The 14,969-nt window shown below is 64.0% G+C and carries 16 protein-coding genes; 5 read left to right on the plus strand and 11 right to left on the minus strand.

Annotation, left to right across the window (positions count from 1 at the left end; all coding sequences use genetic code 11):
• The first annotated feature begins 18 nt into the window (after positions 1–18).
• The gene (locus BXE_RS05875; protein ID WP_011487469.1) at positions 19–432 is read left to right on the plus strand and encodes a group II truncated hemoglobin; all 414 of its coding nucleotides are present in this window, start codon (positions 19–21) and stop codon (positions 430–432) included.
• The gene (locus BXE_RS05880; RefSeq protein WP_011487470.1) at positions 425–1,060 is read left to right on the plus strand and encodes a DUF924 family protein; all 636 of its coding nucleotides are present in this window, start codon (positions 425–427) and stop codon (positions 1,058–1,060) included. The genes BXE_RS05875 and BXE_RS05880 overlap by 8 nt, the downstream gene beginning before the upstream one ends.
• 17 nt (positions 1,061–1,077) lie before the next feature.
• On the opposite strand, the gene BXE_RS05885 is transcribed toward BXE_RS05880, so the two are convergent.
• The 11 genes from BXE_RS05885 to BXE_RS05935 form a co-directional block, all read right to left on the minus strand.
• Positions 1,078–3,084: an ArnT family glycosyltransferase gene (locus BXE_RS05885; protein ID WP_011487471.1), complete on the minus strand. Its 2,007-nt coding sequence runs from the start codon at positions 3,082–3,084 to the stop codon at positions 1,078–1,080.
• Positions 3,085–3,401: 317 nt separating this feature from the next.
• A complete protein-coding gene (locus tag BXE_RS05890) occupies positions 3,402–4,148 on the minus strand; it encodes an SDR family oxidoreductase (RefSeq protein WP_011487472.1) in 747 nt (248 codons plus the stop codon).
• A 24-nt stretch (positions 4,149–4,172) separates the two neighbouring features.
• A complete protein-coding gene (locus tag BXE_RS05895) occupies positions 4,173–4,757 on the minus strand; it encodes a TIGR00730 family Rossman fold protein (protein ID WP_011487473.1) in 585 nt (194 codons plus the stop codon).
• Between the two features lie 2 nt (positions 4,758–4,759).
• Positions 4,760–5,485, minus strand: a complete 726-nt coding sequence (locus BXE_RS05900) for a TetR/AcrR family transcriptional regulator (RefSeq protein ID WP_007175638.1) — start codon at positions 5,483–5,485, stop codon at positions 4,760–4,762.
• Between the two features lie 206 nt (positions 5,486–5,691).
• Entirely contained in the window at positions 5,692–6,363 is a 672-nt protein-coding gene (locus tag BXE_RS05905; RefSeq protein WP_081435552.1) for a diacylglycerol kinase, read from the minus strand.
• A 20-nt stretch (positions 6,364–6,383) separates the two neighbouring features.
• Entirely contained in the window at positions 6,384–7,415 is a 1,032-nt protein-coding gene (locus tag BXE_RS05910) for a glycosyltransferase family 4 protein (RefSeq protein ID WP_011487475.1), read from the minus strand.
• 30 nt (positions 7,416–7,445) lie between these two features.
• The gene (locus BXE_RS05915; protein ID WP_011487476.1) at positions 7,446–8,387 is read right to left on the minus strand and encodes a UDP-2,3-diacylglucosamine diphosphatase; all 942 of its coding nucleotides are present in this window, start codon (positions 8,385–8,387) and stop codon (positions 7,446–7,448) included.
• Positions 8,388–8,715: 328 nt separating this feature from the next.
• Complete coding sequence (locus BXE_RS05920; protein ID WP_011487477.1) at positions 8,716–9,237, minus strand: RDD family protein; 522 nt, start codon at positions 9,235–9,237, stop codon at positions 8,716–8,718.
• A 12-nt stretch (positions 9,238–9,249) separates the two neighbouring features.
• Positions 9,250–10,014 carry a DUF3106 domain-containing protein gene (locus tag BXE_RS05925; RefSeq protein WP_011487478.1) on the minus strand — a complete coding sequence of 255 codons (765 nt, stop codon included), beginning with the start codon at positions 10,012–10,014 and terminating at the stop codon, positions 9,250–9,252.
• A 16-nt stretch (positions 10,015–10,030) separates the two neighbouring features.
• Positions 10,031–10,459, minus strand: coding sequence for a DUF3619 family protein (locus BXE_RS05930; RefSeq protein ID WP_011487479.1), 429 nt, complete (start codon positions 10,457–10,459; stop codon positions 10,031–10,033).
• Positions 10,456–11,019: an RNA polymerase sigma factor gene (locus tag BXE_RS05935; RefSeq protein WP_011487480.1), complete on the minus strand. Its 564-nt coding sequence runs from the start codon at positions 11,017–11,019 to the stop codon at positions 10,456–10,458. The genes BXE_RS05930 and BXE_RS05935 overlap by 4 nt, the downstream gene beginning before the upstream one ends.
• A gap of 352 nt (positions 11,020–11,371) precedes the next feature.
• On the opposite strand from BXE_RS05935, the gene BXE_RS05940 reads away from it, so the two are divergent.
• From BXE_RS05940 to ilvC, 3 genes are all read left to right on the plus strand, one after another.
• On the plus strand, positions 11,372–13,135 hold the full coding sequence (locus BXE_RS05940) for an acetolactate synthase 3 catalytic subunit (protein WP_011487481.1): 1,764 nt from the start codon (positions 11,372–11,374) through the stop codon (positions 13,133–13,135).
• Between the two features lie 133 nt (positions 13,136–13,268).
• Positions 13,269–13,760, plus strand: coding sequence for an acetolactate synthase small subunit (gene ilvN, locus BXE_RS05945; RefSeq protein ID WP_011487482.1), 492 nt, complete (start codon positions 13,269–13,271; stop codon positions 13,758–13,760).
• Positions 13,761–13,880: 120 nt separating this feature from the next.
• Positions 13,881–14,897 carry a ketol-acid reductoisomerase gene (gene ilvC / locus BXE_RS05950; protein WP_007175628.1) on the plus strand — a complete coding sequence of 339 codons (1,017 nt, stop codon included), beginning with the start codon at positions 13,881–13,883 and terminating at the stop codon, positions 14,895–14,897.
• Positions 14,898–14,969 lie beyond the last annotated feature (72 nt).

Below are 14,969 nucleotides of genomic sequence, written 5' to 3' on the forward strand. Positions count from 1 at the left end.
TCTGGTTGACGAGTGGGTATGAGCGACTTGAACGACGAAGTGTCCGCGGCGCAGCCGACGGCCTTCGAACTGGTGGGCGGTGAAGCGCGCGTGCGCGAACTGGTCGACCGCTTTTACGACCTGATGGATCTCGAAGCGGATTTCGCCGGAATCCGGGCTTTGCATCCGCCATCGCTCGACGGTTCGCGCGACAAGTTCTTCTGGTTTTTATGCGGATGGCTGGGCGGCCCGGATCATTACATCAGCCGCTTCGGGCATCCGCGTTTGCGCGCGCGGCATCTGCCGTTCGCAATCGCCTCCAGCGAGCGCGATCAGTGGCTCAGATGCATGGCGTGGGCGATGGAAGATGTGGGTCTCGCCGAGCCGCTGAGGGAACGCCTGCTCGGCTCGTTTTTCGAAACGGCCGACTGGATGCGCAACCGCAATGGTTGAGAAGGCCGGCCATGCCGGTCGCACGGCTTCACCGGACTATGCGGCCCTGCCTCAGGACGCACGCGAGGTTCTCGACTGCTGGTTCGGCGCGCCGGGTACGCCGGAGTTCGGCAACGCTCGCAAATGCTGGTTTTCACGCGACCCGGCTTTCGACACGATGCTGCGGCAACGCTTCGGTGCCCTGATCGATGCGGCAAGCGCGTCCTTGCTCGACCACTGGACGGCAACGCCGCCCGGCGCGTTGGCGCTCGTCATCGTGCTGGACCAGTTTTCCCGCAATTGTCATCGCGGCACATCGCGCGCGTTCGCTGCCGATCAGAAAGCATTACGAACCGCGCAGCAGATGATCGCAAGCGGCGCCGACCGGCTGTTGCCTGGCGTGCATCATCGCGCGTTCGCCTATCTGCCTTTCGAGCATGACGAAACGAGCGCCAGTCAGCGCGAGTCGCTGCGTCTGTTCGAGCAGCTGGCAGCGGAGCCGGGCGGCGCGTCGTATTACCGGTCCGCCGTGCGGCACGCGCAAGTCATCGAGCGATTCGGGCGCTTTCCGCATCGCAATGCGCTGCTTGGGCGTTCCTCGACGGCCGAAGAAACCGCGTTCCTGCGCGAGCCCGGTTCGTCGTTCTAGACGCACTGCGCCGGTTTCTAGTTGCCGACCACCGCTCTGGCGGCAGCCGGCGTGCGCACGAACACGCGCAACAATTCGTCTGTATCGCCCGGACGCGCGCCGGACCAGAACAGGCGCCACTCGCCCGCCGGCTGACGTGCAGTGTCGCGGCGGCTCTGCTGGATCAGCCACGTGCATGCAGTCGCGGCGGTGTCCGCTGCCGGCTGATGCTCGATGCCGGTGTAGTAGTAGAGCATCGGCGCTTCCGATTCGCCGAGCCCCGTGCTCGCCATGCAATCGCCGTCGTTCCATTCGATATTCATTCTCGCGCGAAGGCTTTCGAATACCGAGCGGTAACTCTTCGCATAGTCGAGCCAAGGCAGCAGCAAGGTGCTCACCAGTCCCCACGCGAGTATCGCGCCCGCGCACCAGCTCAACACGCCGCGCCATTTGCCGGCGTATTTGAAAACCGGCAGCAGCCATAGCCAGCCGAACGTGATCACCAGGGCGGCCACGATCAGCCCGGGTTTGACCGGCAGCACCCAATCGAGCGGCAACCAGCGTCCGAGCCGGCGCAACGACGCATGCGTGCTCGCCGGGTTGCTCATGATCGCCCAGACGATCCATGCGAGCGCGGCCGCGCTGCCGAACAGCACGCGGCTCGCCATGTCCCAGCTTGCGTGCAGACGGCGCGGCAGCCTCTCGACGCCTTGCATCGCCAGCACGGCGAGCGGGGCGATAAACGGCAGGATGTACAGCTCGCGAACCGTCGCCGAACTTTGCAGCACGACGAAGCCGGTGCCCGCGAAGATCGCCGGCAATGCCACGCGCGGATCGCGCCAGCGCCGCCAGGCGCCGCCGGCGAGTGCGGCCAGCGCAAGCGGCACGACCGGAAAGCCGACGCTCAGCACGGTGCGCAGCACGAACAGCCGGCTCTCGTTTCCGGAGCCGAGTTCGGCGACGGAAAAGCCGAAAAAACGGCCCACGTTGTTATCCCACAGCCAGACCTTGAAGAGCGCTTCGGAGCGCAGATAGAAGCAGATCGGCCAGATCAGCGCAAAGGGCGCGCAGACGAGCGCGGCGACACCGAGTGCGCCGGCAAAGCCGCGGGTGCGGCAAGCGGGATACAGCACCAGGACCGCGAACGTGGTCGCGCCGAATACGAGCGGCACGAACAGGCCCTTGGCCAGCAGGGACACGCCGACGCCCGCGCCGAACATCGCTGCGCCGCTGAGCACGGCATGACGGCGGCGGGCATCGACCGGTAGCGCACCGGCTTCGCGGCGCACCTGCGCGAGCACCAGTTCGAACAGTCCGCAGAAGCCTAGCGCGGCGCCGGCCATCAGCGCGACGTCGGTCATCATGTCGTGCACGTGTTTGACGACCACGAGCGTGCCGGCGAACAGCGCGAGTGTGCCGATTACACGGATGTCCAGCCAGCTCGATGCAGCCGCGGCGCGGCGAGCGACGCGTGCCGTGTAGTAGACGGTCAGCCCGGCAAACAGCGCGCTCGCCAGACGCGCCGCGTCGTGCAAGGGCAGGTAGCGGCCGAACATCCAGGCGAGGCCCGCGGCGACCCAATCGTAGATCGGCGGTTTTTCGACGAAGGGTTGGCCGGCGTTGGTCGGCACGACCAGGTCGCCGGTGTCGAGCATGTGCTGGATGATGCCGAACGTGTAGGTCTCGTCCTGTTTCCACGGTTCGTGGCCCAAGGTGCCGGGCAGCAGCCAGGCGCACAGCACGGCCACTACGACGAGCCACCGCAATGGACGCACGGCGATGAGCGCCCGCCAGCGCTCACCGGCGCCACGGGATGTGTGATTCGCGGCGGTGTCCGTGGCGTCGGTGGGTTTTGCAGGCGCGGCGGCCTGGGTTGCGTATCCGCTGAACGGACTGCCGTTTGTGGCGCCGCACGCGGCGCTTTCAGCGCTTTCGGCAACGCGTTCCCGGCCGGAATGCGTGTGAGGCGGCGTGCTGTCGGCGCGGCCGGCCGGCGCGAGCCCGCCGTTCCCCGGGCGCGGGAGCGCGAATGACTTTTCTTGCATGAGAATCTCTGGTCGCCATACGCGGCGGCGTGGGCCGCGTACCGATGTTCTGTCGATGCGTCGCACGCGGCTGCATGCGAGTCGGTAGCGATTGTAGTCCGCGTTTATTACGGCGGATTACGGAAAAGGCTGGAGTGTGTGCGCCAATTGGAGTCGATCGGAGCCGATCTGACTTACGGCGCGAATTGCTCGTGGAGATAGACCCGAATTCGCAGTTGGAGACGAGGAAGGCAGGTCGCGCGCCAATCCGCGCAGCGCATTGCCATCACGATCACGATCGAGATCGCGACACAAAAGGTTGCTGCGGAAAGCAACCCTCAGCGGCCACCCGACACGTCGAGCAAAGCGCCCGTCACATACGAGGCGGCGTCGCTCAGCAACCAGACGATGGTTTCGGCCACTTCGCCGGCCGTGCCGGGACGGCCGAGCGGTGTGGTCCCGCCGAGTTGCGCGGCGCGCTCGGGCTTGCCGCCGCTTGCGTGGATTTCGGTGTCGATGAGACCAGGGCGCACCGCGTTCACGCGCACGCCGCGCGGACCGAGCTCTCTGGCGAGGCCGAGCGTCATTGTATCGACGGCGCCTTTCGAGCCGGCATAGTCGACATATTCGTTCGGCGAACCGAGACGTGACGCCGCCGACGAAACGTTGACGATCACACCGCCCGCGCCGCCGCGATCGGTCGACATGCGCCGCGCGGCTTCGCGCGCGCAGAGATACGCGCCCAGCACGTTGACGTCGAACATGCGCTTCAGGCGCGCGAGGTCCATGTCCGCAAGCTGGCTGGACGGCGCAACGATGCCGGCGTTGTTGACGAGCGCATCGAGCCGCCCGAACTTCTGCTGGAGCGCGTCGAACATGGCGAGCACGTCGGCTTCGCTGGCGACGTCGCCGGCGATCGTCAGCGCGCGGCCGCCGGCGCGTTCCACTTCGGCGGCGGTGTCCTGTGCCGCGGCGAGATTGCGCGCGTAATTCACGCCGACGGACCAGCCGCGCGCGCCCAGCAAACGCGCGGTTGCGCGGCCAATGCCGCGGCTGCCGCCGGTGATCAGAACGGCTTTCGTCATCGCAACCTCATGGTTCGGGCAGAGTCAGACCGCGTTGCGGCTGATTGCCCACTTGTCGCTGGCGGGCGGCTGATAGCGTTGCAGCTTGCCGATCAGCGCGGCGGGATCGGCCTCGATCTGCAGGATGTCGAAATAGGTCTGGCGCATGAAACCTTCTTCGACGGTGTGCTGCAACAGCTTGATCAGCGGATCGTAGAAGCCGTCGATATTCAGCAGTGCCACCGCTTTCTGGTGGTAGCCGAGTTGCGCCCATGTGTAGACTTCGAACAGTTCTTCGAGCGTGCCCGCGCCGCCCGGCATCGCGACGAACGCGTCGGACAGGTCGGCCATCATCTTCTTGCGATGATGCATGTCGGGCACCACGTGCAGTTCGGTCAGGCCGTCGTGGCCGACTTCCTTGTTGACCAGCAACTCGGGAATCACACCGATCGCACGGCCGCCTTCGGCCATCACCGTATCGGCGATCACACCCATCAGGCCGACCTTGCCGCCGCCGTAGACCAGCGCGAGACCGGCTTGCACCAGCGCGCGGCCAAAAGCGCGCGCGGCTTCCGCGTACAACGGTTTGGCCCCGTTGGAGGAGCCGCAATACACACACACCGACTTCATGCTCAGGCGTCCTTTGGTTCGTTGCGGGGCGCGGCGCCTTCCTTGGGCGGCAGGTAGTCGTAAAACTCGCGCTTGGGCAGCTTGCCCGACACGAGGTCGTCGAAAATCTGCCGCGAGCGGCCGCGCAGATAAGGCGCCATTAGCGACACGATCTGCACGCTCACCTGGTGCAGTTCCGCGCGAATCGCTTCCTGCTCGTTGTATTTGCGCGGGTTCATCACGAACTGGTACGACAGCCAGTACGTGCCGATCACGCCGACGTTGGTGGCGATCACTTGCAGCTCTTCCGGCGTGGCGACCATTTCGCCGTCGGCCACGAGCTGTTCGCAGAACTGGCTCGCAAAACGCACCTTGTGGCTGATGATCTGCTTGAAGTGTGTTTCGAGTGTGCGGTTGCGCGCCAGCAGATCGTTCAGGTCACGATACAGGAAACGATAGCGCCACGTGAAATCGACCATGTACTGCAGGTACGACCACATTTCGTCGATGGTCGCGCGGTGGTCGTCGGGAAAACGCAGACGCTTTTCGATCTCCTGCTCGAACTGGCTGAAGATGCTGTTGATGATGTCGTCTTTGTTGCGGAAGTGGTAGTACAGGTTGCCTGGACTGATTTCCATTTCCTCGGCGATCGTCGTCGTCGTGACGTTCGGCTCGCCGATTTCGTTGAACAGCTTCAACGACAGTTCGAGAATCCGTTCGCGCGTGCGGCGGGGAGGTTTGGCTTCCATGTCGTCCGGCCCTGGTTACGCCGGGCTGGGACACACGGCGGCGTGCCGCTCTTCGCGTGATCCGCCCGGACGCGGTTGGTGTATCGAACGATTATAAACCGAGCGTTCTTATACCAAGGGCATACTCAGGGTTTTCATTCATCGAGGCGATGTCGCGTGAGGTTCGACGGCTGCGCTGCCGCACGAAAGCGGCTCGCGGCACGGCTTCACAGCCATGCCTTGAGCCATTGCACGACGAGCGGCCCGACGATCAGCAACCACGTCATCAGGCACATGCCGAGCGCGACCATCACGGCCGCGCTGCCGAGATCCTTCGCGCGTCGCGAGAGTTCGTGGCGTTCGAGCGAAATCCGGTCGATGGCCGCTTCCACGCTCGAATTGAGCAGCTCGACGATCAGCACCAGCAGCACGGAGCCGAGCAGCAAGACGCGCGACACCGGATCGACCGGCACCAGCACGCCGCATGGAATCAGGATCGCGGCGAGCGTGAGTTCCTGGCGAAATGCGCTCTCCTCGCGAATCGCGACGCGAAAGCCGGCAAGCGAATTTTTCATCGCGTGCCAGGCGCGCGTGACGCCGCGATTGCCCTTGTACGGATTGAAGGGCAGTGGCGCGAGCGGATCGTCGGGACTGAGCGGTTCATGCGGCGCGTCGTGTTGCCCGTCGTGCTGCGTGACGCGTTCCGTGCCGGGCTGCGTCGCGCGTGCCGTGCCATCGGCAACGCTTGCGCCGTTCATGCCGTTCAAACCATGCGCGCGATCTGCATGATTCGGCGCGCCCGGTTCGCTCACGTCGTCGAACGGTTCGATGCTGTCGGTATCGACGGCACGCAGCGCGCCGTTCGGCGCGCGTGCCGCGCTGGAGGGTCTGGTTCGCATGGACAGCTCCGCGCGCCGCGTCATGCGGCGGCGCTTTCCTCGCGGTACGCTGCGCGCGGCAGCGGCTTCAGATGCGCGGCGAACTGCTCGGAGGCCGCCGCCCACGAGAAGCGTTCGGCCCACGCGCGCGCATGATTGCGATCGATCTTCAGGGCTTCCAGGCACGCTTCACGCAGGTCTTCGTGCATCGCACCCGCGCCGCCTTCGCCGAGCACGTCGATCGGACCGGTGACCGGATAGGCCGCGACCGGCGTGCCGCAGGCGAGCGCTTCGAGCAGCACGAGCCCAAACGTGTCGGTCCGGCTCGGGAACACGAAGACGTCCGCCGCCGCATAGACTTTCGCCAGTTCGGCCTGGGTAAGCACGCCCAGGTAATTCGCCTGCGGATAGCGCGACTTCAGTTCGGCGAGTGCCGGGCCTTCACCGGCAACCCACTTCGAGCCGGGCAGATCGAGCTTCAGAAATGCCTCGACGTTTTTCTCGACCGCCACGCGTCCCACGTACAGAAAGATCGGCCGGGCGGTGTTGAGCACCTTCGAGTCCATCTGGTGAAAGATGTCCAGGTCGACGCCGCGCGTCCACAGCACGACGTTGGTGAAGCCGAACTTTTCGAGGTCGGTCTTGACGACCGGCGTGGGCGCCATCACCGCCAGCGACGGCTTGTGAAACCAGTGCAGGAACTTGTAGGTCGCGGCGAGCGGCATGCCGAAACGCGCCTGCACGTACTCCGGAAAACGCGTGTGATAAGCGGTCGTGAACGGCAGCTTGTGCTGGATCGCATAGGCGCGCGCGGCCATGCCGAGCGGACCTTCGGTGGCGATGTGCAAGGCGTCGGGCGCGAAGGCGTCGATACGCTGGCGCAGCTTGCGGCGCGGCAGCAGCGACAGACGGATCTCGGGATACGTCGGGCAAGGGATCGTCCTGAATTCGAGCGGTGTCAGCAGATCGACGCGGTGGCCGAGCGCGCTCAATTCGCGCGTGGTGTTTTTCAGCGTGCGTACGACGCCGTTGACCTGTGGCTCCCATGCATCGGTGACGATCATGATCTTCATCGGTTTTGGCCCAATAGAAGTTAAGAGGGACTACGCGGTCGCCCGGGCCTTTTGCACGCCCACTTCCGGAGAGCGCATCACGGTCCAGTAGATCACCTTCAGTTCGCCTTCATACGTCTCGACGAGTGCCGACAGGCTTTCGACCCAATCGCCGTCGTTGCAGTACAGCACGCCGTCGATATCGCGTATCTCGGCTTTGTGGATGTGCCCGCAGACCACGCCGTCGCAGCCGCGGCGGCGCGCTTCGTCGGTCATGACGCGTTCGAACGACGAGATGAAATTCACCGCGTTCTTCACCTGATGCTTCAGGTATTGCGACAGCGACCAGTACGGGAAGCCGAGCCGGCTGCGGATCCGGTTGAACCAGCGGTTCAGGATCAGGATCATCGTGTAGAGCGTGTCGCCGAGGTAGGCGAGCCACTTGGCGTGCTGGATCACGCCGTCGAACAGATCGCCGTGCACGATCCACAGGCGCTTGCCGGCGAGCGTGGTGTGAAACGCCTCGCCGCGCACGTGGATGTCGCCGAACGCGAGGTCGCAGAACTGGCGCGCGGCTTCGTCGTGATTGCCGGGCACGTAGATCACCTGGGTGCCTTTGCGCGCCTTGCGCAGCACCTTCTGCACGACGTCGTTGTGCGCCTGCGGCCAGTACCAGCCTTTCTTCAACTGCCAGCCGTCGATGATGTCGCCGACCAGGTACAGATACTCCGACTCGTTGTGGCGCAGGAAGTCGAGCAGATACGGCGCCTGGCAGCCGCTCGAGCCGAGATGGATGTCGGAGAGCCAGATGGTGCGGTAGCGGTGCGGTGCGGCGTGGTCGTCGTCGGGCTGGCCGGCGTGGGCGTCGAACGGCAGTGGCGCCACGGGCAACGGCAAGCCGTGACTGTGATTGGGTTCCGGATGGAACGCGACGGAGTCGACGCTCGGGCCGGTCTGGCGGAACAGGGAAGTCGCGGACGTTTTGGGGTCCATGGCTCACGCGTCGAGTTGCGGTGTGCGTATTGGGCCGGGTGCGCGTGACTGTGCCGTGACAGTCACGAGAACTTCTTATTACTGCACGGCGGGGAAGACGAGGCGGTGGGGTGGTAGAGACGAGGCGGCGAAGTGAAGCGGCGGTGAAGCGGCAGTGAAGCGGCGGTGAAGCGGCAGTGAAGCGGCGGTGAAGCGGCAGTGAAGCGCGGGACACGCGGCGAACTGCGGGCGCGGATCAGCGCATGACAGGAGAGGGCCGATGCGGCCCGCACCATGTGGCGCCGATCCAACAGGACAGCGAAAGAACTCGCCGAAGACCTTTGGCGGCTCAGCGCGAGACGCTGACGACCCGTGTGCCGGCGAGGCGATCGTGCAGGAACTGGCGCTGCGAATCGAAGCGGCCGGTGGCGGCCCACAGCACGAACCAGATGCCGGCGATCAGCAAGGTTTGCGGCAGCTTGAGTCCAAGCAGCGGATGCAGCGCGAGCGGCGGCAGAAACCACAGCCACGCGAACACGTAGCGGGCGATTGCACGGCCGGTGGAGAGCGGCGCGCCGTTTGCGGCGACGACGCGCAGGCGCCAGGTTTTCATCGGCAAGGTCTGGCCGCTATGGGTCCAGAACCAGACGAAATAGACGCCGACCACGAGGCCGATCCATGCCGCGAGCAGGTTGTGATGGGTTAGCCCATTGCGTTGCTGCGTCAGCGTGCTGAACAGATAGCCGGCGACGAATACCACGCCGAACAGGATCAACGCTTCGTAGAGCAGCGCCGCGAGACGCCGCCGCACGGTGGGCACGTTGCCGGTCGGATCAGCGGATATTGCCGGAGTCGTGAGCGGCTGGGACACAGTCGGCTCCGCTCAGGAGCCGTTGAAGATCGACGGCGCTTCGGCCGGCGAAACGGGCAGCGGCGTAGCGGGTACGAAGCTGCCGGTGGCGGGCACGGGCGGCGCGGCGGCCGGGCTCGGCAACGACGCCGCAGCGGCTGCCGCGGCGCTCGCCGCCGCTGCGCCGCTTGCGCCATGCTCACGCGCATTGACGAGGCGGTCCAGCCCCTTGATCTCGCTGCGGCCCGAGGGCGGCGCGCTGACCACGCTGGGCCGCCGCTTGCGCTCGCTGGCGGCGAGCCGCTCCTTCTGCTCTTCGGGCAACTGCTGATAGGCCTTCCACGCGTTCTGGCGGGTTTCGCGCGGCAATTCTTTCGACACCTGGTAGTTTTCGCGCGCGACGCGCCGCTGATCGGGCGTCATGCGGGTCCATTCGGTCATGCGCTCGTGCAGGCGTTTTTGCGCATCGGGCGACATCTTCGGGTAACGCGACGCGATCTTGATCCATTTGCGCTTGCGTTCGTCGCTAAACGAATCCCACTGGGCTTCGAACGGGGCGAGCGCGATGTGCTCGGCCGAACTCAGGTGCGACCACGCCATCGGGCTATTGCTGCCAGGCAGGCTGGGCAATTCGACGGCGAGTGTGGGCGCGGGCGCCTTGGCGATGGCGTTGCCGCCCGCGACGGGCGCGCTAACGGTCGACGGGCCCGGATAGAAGCGCGGATAGGTCGCGGCGAACGACACCAGGGCCGCGATCGTGCATCCGAAAACAACGGCCAGGCCGCGCTTGTAACTCACCCGAGAAATCTCCCGCTCAGTGGGCGCGTGAAAGGTACGCGTTGAAACCGTGGTCGAGATAGGCATTGAGCGGCAGGTCGTCGCTTAGCATGGCGGCATCGATATCGGCGAGCTCGGCAGTGCGTTGCTGGTCTTCCCAGTAGGCAATGCCCACGAGGCTGACGACCAGTGCGACGAGCGGCCACGCAAGGGCAAAGCGGCGCAGCGGCGAACGGCGGCGCTGCGGCAGTTCGACCTGCGGCATGCCGGCGGGCACGCCCGCGCCGGCGAAGGCCGGCACGAACACGGGCGCGCTCACCGTTTCGGGCTTCTTGCGGGCGAGTGCGGCACGGCGCGCCGCGGCGAGTCGATCGACGGTGGCGGACGGAATGCTGGCGGCGTTTTCGTCGAGCGCGCGGCGCACCTGGCGGGCGAACTCGAGTTCTTTGGTTTCGAGGGAGCTCATAGCGTGATTCCTTTGGCCTTGAGCGCTTGCGCCAGCGTGTGGGTGGCCCGCGAGCAGTGCGTCTTCACACTGCCTTCGGAGCAGCCCATTGCGGCGGCAGTCTCGGCGACATCCATATCTTCCCAATAACGCATGAGAAACGCCTCCCGTTGACGTGCCGGTAATTTTTGGATCTCGTCGTCGATTAACTGCAGAACCTGTTCGCGTTCGAGTTTCTGTTCGTTGCTCTCGGCGCCCGCCGAGCCTTGCTGTGCCTCGAAGGTTTCGAGGGGGTCGAATTCGTCGTCGTCGGCGTTGCCGAGCGAGGAAAACAGACTAACCCAGGTATTGCGCACTTTGGCACGACGGAAATAGTCGTGCATCGCATTCTGGAGAATACGCTGAAACAGCAGCGGAAGTTCGGCGGCCGGACGATCGCCATATTTTTCGGCGAGCTTGATCATCGCGTCCTGCACGATGTCGAGCGAGGCGTCGTCGTCCCGCACGGCGTAGACCGTCTGCTTGAATGCGCGCCTTTCGACGCCCGCCAGAAAATCGGCGAGTTCCTTGTCTGATGCCATCCGTTTGGGGGTCGGCGCAGCGAGCGTGCGCGTAATCGGTCGAAAAATGTCGTAAAACTCGCGGATGCTAACAAACTTTTGCGCCGCGCGGGCGAAACGTGATTCACCTTGCATCTCGATAACAGCCTTCCGGTCAATATCGCGAGGCTGGTACAGCGCGTCCAGGCAATATTTGCTTGACCGCGCGGGCGTCTGCAGATATCGTCGCTGGTTCGCAACATAAGTGACCTGTCTCATTGAGGTGTGGCCCAAGAAGCTCACCTGTCAACTGGACGCGCCGCTTGAACCCGAGCCACAAGCCCGGCAGAGAGCACCCGATCAATTTTTTGCCGAAAATTCGAAAGGTGAATAAATGAATATGCCCAGCGCGGAATTCTCCACGTCGGATACGACCCCTCATCCCGAAGCTGACTCTATCGGCGCCACCGTGCTCATGAAGGCACTGGCCGACGAAGACGTCGAGTTTGTCTGGGGCTATCCCGGCGGCTCGGTACTCTACATTTACGACGAGCTGTACAAGCAGGACAAATTCCAGCACATCCTCGTGCGCCACGAGCAGGCCGCAGTCCACGCCGCCGACGCCTACGCGCGTTCCACCGGCAAGGTCGGTGTGTGCCTCGTGACCTCCGGCCCCGGCGTCACCAATGCGGTGACCGGCATCGCCACTGCCTACATGGATTCGATTCCGATGGTGGTGATCAGCGGCCAGGTGCCGACTGCCGCGATCGGCCAGGATGCGTTCCAGGAGTGCGACACGGTCGGTATCACGCGTCCTTGCGTGAAGCACAACTTCCTCGTGAAGGACGTGCGCGACCTCGCCGCCACCGTCAAGAAAGCCTTTTACATTGCCCGTACCGGCCGTCCCGGCCCCGTGCTGATCGACATTCCGAAAGACGTGTCGAAGGCGCCTTGCCAGTACGAGCCGCTCAAAAGCGTGTCGCTGCGCTCGTACAACCCGGTCACGAAGGGCCACTCCGGCCAGATCCGCAAAGCGGTCGCGCTGCTGTTGTCGGCGAAGCGTCCTTATATCTATACCGGCGGCGGCATCATTCTCGCGGACGCATCGCGTGAACTGAACCAGTTCGCCGATCTGCTTGGTTATCCCGTCACCAACACGTTGATGGGTCTGGGCGGCTACCGCGCGAGTGACAAAAAATTCCTCGGCATGCTCGGCATGCACGGCACGTACGAAGCCAATATGGCGATGCAGCACTGCGACGTGCTGATCGCGATCGGCGCGCGTTTCGACGACCGTGTGATCGGCGACCCGGCGCACTTCGCGTCGCGTCCGCGCAAGATCATCCATATCGACATCGACCCGTCCTCCATCTCCAAGCGCGTCAAGGTCGACATTCCGATCGTCGGCGACGTGAAGGAAGTGCTGAAGGAGCTGATCGAGCAGCTGCAAACGGCCGAGCACGGCCCGGACACCGCGGCGCTCGCCGACTGGTGGAAGGACATCGAGGCGTGGCGCGCGAAAGACTGCCTCAAGTTCGACCGCAAGAGCGACATCATCAAGCCGCAGTACGTGGTGGAAAAGGCGTGGGAACTGACCGACGGCAATGCCTTCGTGTGTTCCGACGTCGGCCAGCATCAGATGTGGGCGGCGCAGTTCTATCGCTTCAACAAGCCGCGCCGCTGGATCAACTCTGGTGGTCTCGGCACGATGGGCTTCGGCCTGCCGGCGGCGATGGGCGTGAAGATGGCGCACCCGGACGACGACGTGCTCTGTATCACGGGCGAAGGCTCGATCCAGATGTGCATCCAGGAGCTCTCCACCTGCAAGCAGTACGAGACTCCGGTGAAGATCATTTCGCTGAACAACCGCTATCTGGGCATGGTGCGCCAGTGGCAGCAGATCGAATACAGCAAGCGCTATTCGCATTCGTACATGGATGCGCTGCCGGATTTCGTGAAGCTCGCCGAAGCGTACGGCCACGTGGGCATGCGTATCGAACGCACGGCGGATGTGGAGCCGGCGTTGAAGGAAGCGCTGCGCCTGAAAGATCGCACGGTGTTTCTCGATTTCCAGACCGATCCGACCGAAAACGTCTGGCCGATGGTTCAGGCCGGCAAGGGCATCACCGAGATGCTCATGGGTTCGGAAGATCTATAACGACGGCGCGCTTGGGTTCGTTCACCTGAGCGCAGCGTTGGCTTCGTCATGCGCGCCTTCATGAAAGGCGGGAGCGGACGAGGCGGCGCGAACCGTTCGCAGACATCGACAAAACATCTGGAAGAAGCGAATCATGAGACACATCATTTCCGTCCTGCTGGAAAACGAACCGGGCGCGTTATCACGCGTGGTTGGTCTCTTCTCGGCACGCGGCTACAACATTGAAACCTTGACGGTGGCTCCGACCGAAGACCGTTCGCTGTCGCGCATGACCATCGTCTCCATTGGCTCGGACGACGTGATCGAACAGATCACGAAGCATCTGAACCGCCTGATCGAGGTGGTGAAAGTGGTCGACCTTACCGAGGGCGCCCACATCGAGCGCGAGCTGATGTTGATCAAGGTGAGGGCGGTCGGCAAGGAACGTGAGGAGATGAAGCGGATGTCGGATATTTTCCGCGGCCGCATCATCGACGTCACCGAAAAGACCTACACGATCGAACTGACGGGCGCGAGCGACAAGCTCGATGCCTTCATCGAAGGGATCGACGCTACGGCGATTCTCGAAACGGTCCGCACGGGCAGTTCGGGCATTGGTCGCGGCGAGCGCATTCTGAAGGTGTGACGCGCGAGCGTTCAGCTCGTCTCGATCCAGGCCGGGCAGTGGCTGCACGAACCCGGCCAGCAACAACTATAGGCAGTATCTGAATCTCACTGAATCATCGAATTTAGCCAAGGAACCGACATGAAAGTTTTCTACGACAAGGACGCCGACCTCTCCCTCATCAAGGGCAAGCAAGTCACCATCATCGGCTATGGCTCGCAAGGCCATGCGCACGCGCTGAACCTGAAGGAAAGCGGCGTGAACATCACCGTCGGTCTGCGCAAGGGCGGCGCATCGTGGAGCAAGGCCGAGAACGCCGGCCTGCAGGTCAAGGAAGTGGCAGAAGCCGTCAAGGGCGCAGACGTGGTCATGATGCTGCTGCCGGACGAGCAGATCGCCGAAGTCTATGCGAAAGAAGTGCACGCCAACATCAAGCAAGGCGCGGCGCTCGCGTTCGCGCACGGCTTCAACGTGCATTACGGCCAGGTGATTCCGCGTGCCGACCTCGACGTGATCATGATCGCGCCGAAGGCACCGGGCCACACGGTTCGCGGCACCTACTCGCAAGGCGGCGGCGTGCCCCACCTGATCGCTGTCGCGCAGGACAAGTCGGGCGCGGCGCGTGACATCGCGCTGTCGTACGCTGCGGCGAACGGCGGCGGCCGTGCCGGCATCATCGAAACCAACTTCCGCGAAGAAACGGAAACCGACCTGTTCGGCGAACAGGCCGTGTTGTGCGGCGGTACGGTCGACCTGATCAAGGCCGGCTTCGAAACGCTGGTGGAAGCGGGCTACGCGCCGGAAATGGCGTACTTCGAATGCCTGCACGAACTGAAGCTGATCGTCGACCTGATCTACGAAGGCGGCATCGCGAACATGAACTACTCGATCTCGAACAACGCCGAATACGGCGAGTACGTGACGGGTCCGCGTATCGTGACGGCTGAAACGAAGAAGGCGATGAAGGCCGTGCTGACCGACATTCAAACGGGCGAGTACGCGAAGAGCTTCATCCTCGAAAACAAGGCCGGCGCGCCCACGCTGCAATCGCGCCGCCGTCTGACGGCCGAACACCAGATCGAACAGGTCGGTTCGAAGCTGCGCGCCATGATGCCGTGGATCGCGAAAAACAAGCTGGTCGATCAGTCGAAGAACTAAGCCAGTCTTGGGTTAGGTCCGGCGCGGCGCTGTGCCGCAACTGCCGGACAGATCAAAAAGCCGTCCAAGGGT

The sequence above is a fragment of the Paraburkholderia xenovorans LB400 genome (assembly GCF_000013645.1).
Classification (GTDB): domain Bacteria; phylum Pseudomonadota; class Gammaproteobacteria; order Burkholderiales; family Burkholderiaceae; genus Paraburkholderia; species Paraburkholderia xenovorans.

Bases quoted from the DNA above. Each gene is read 5' to 3' on its own strand.
- BXE_RS05875 (WP_011487469.1), top strand. From the start codon at position 19: ATGAGCGACTTGAACGACGAAGTGTCCGCGGCGCAGCCGACGGCCTTC.
- BXE_RS05880 (WP_011487470.1), top strand. From the start codon at position 425: ATGGTTGAGAAGGCCGGCCATGCCGGTCGCACGGCTTCACCGGACTAT.
- BXE_RS05885 (WP_011487471.1), bottom strand. From the start codon at position 3,084: ATGCAAGAAAAGTCATTCGCGCTCCCGCGCCCGGGGAACGGCGGGCTC.
- BXE_RS05890 (WP_011487472.1), bottom strand. From the start codon at position 4,148: ATGACGAAAGCCGTTCTGATCACCGGCGGCAGCCGCGGCATTGGCCGC.
- BXE_RS05895 (WP_011487473.1), bottom strand. From the start codon at position 4,757: ATGAAGTCGGTGTGTGTGTATTGCGGCTCCTCCAACGGGGCCAAACCG.
- BXE_RS05900 (WP_007175638.1), bottom strand. From the start codon at position 5,485: ATGGAAGCCAAACCTCCCCGCCGCACGCGCGAACGGATTCTCGAACTG.
- BXE_RS05905 (WP_081435552.1), bottom strand. From the start codon at position 6,363: ATGCGAACCAGACCCTCCAGCGCGGCACGCGCGCCGAACGGCGCGCTG.
- BXE_RS05910 (WP_011487475.1), bottom strand. From the start codon at position 7,415: ATGAAGATCATGATCGTCACCGATGCATGGGAGCCACAGGTCAACGGC.
- BXE_RS05915 (WP_011487476.1), bottom strand. From the start codon at position 8,387: ATGGACCCCAAAACGTCCGCGACTTCCCTGTTCCGCCAGACCGGCCCG.
- BXE_RS05930 (WP_011487479.1), bottom strand. From the start codon at position 10,459: ATGAGCTCCCTCGAAACCAAAGAACTCGAGTTCGCCCGCCAGGTGCGC.
- BXE_RS05935 (WP_011487480.1), bottom strand. From the start codon at position 11,019: ATGGCATCAGACAAGGAACTCGCCGATTTTCTGGCGGGCGTCGAAAGG.
- BXE_RS05940 (WP_011487481.1), top strand. From the start codon at position 11,372: ATGAATATGCCCAGCGCGGAATTCTCCACGTCGGATACGACCCCTCAT.
- ilvN (WP_011487482.1), top strand. From the start codon at position 13,269: ATGAGACACATCATTTCCGTCCTGCTGGAAAACGAACCGGGCGCGTTA.
- ilvC (WP_007175628.1), top strand. From the start codon at position 13,881: ATGAAAGTTTTCTACGACAAGGACGCCGACCTCTCCCTCATCAAGGGC.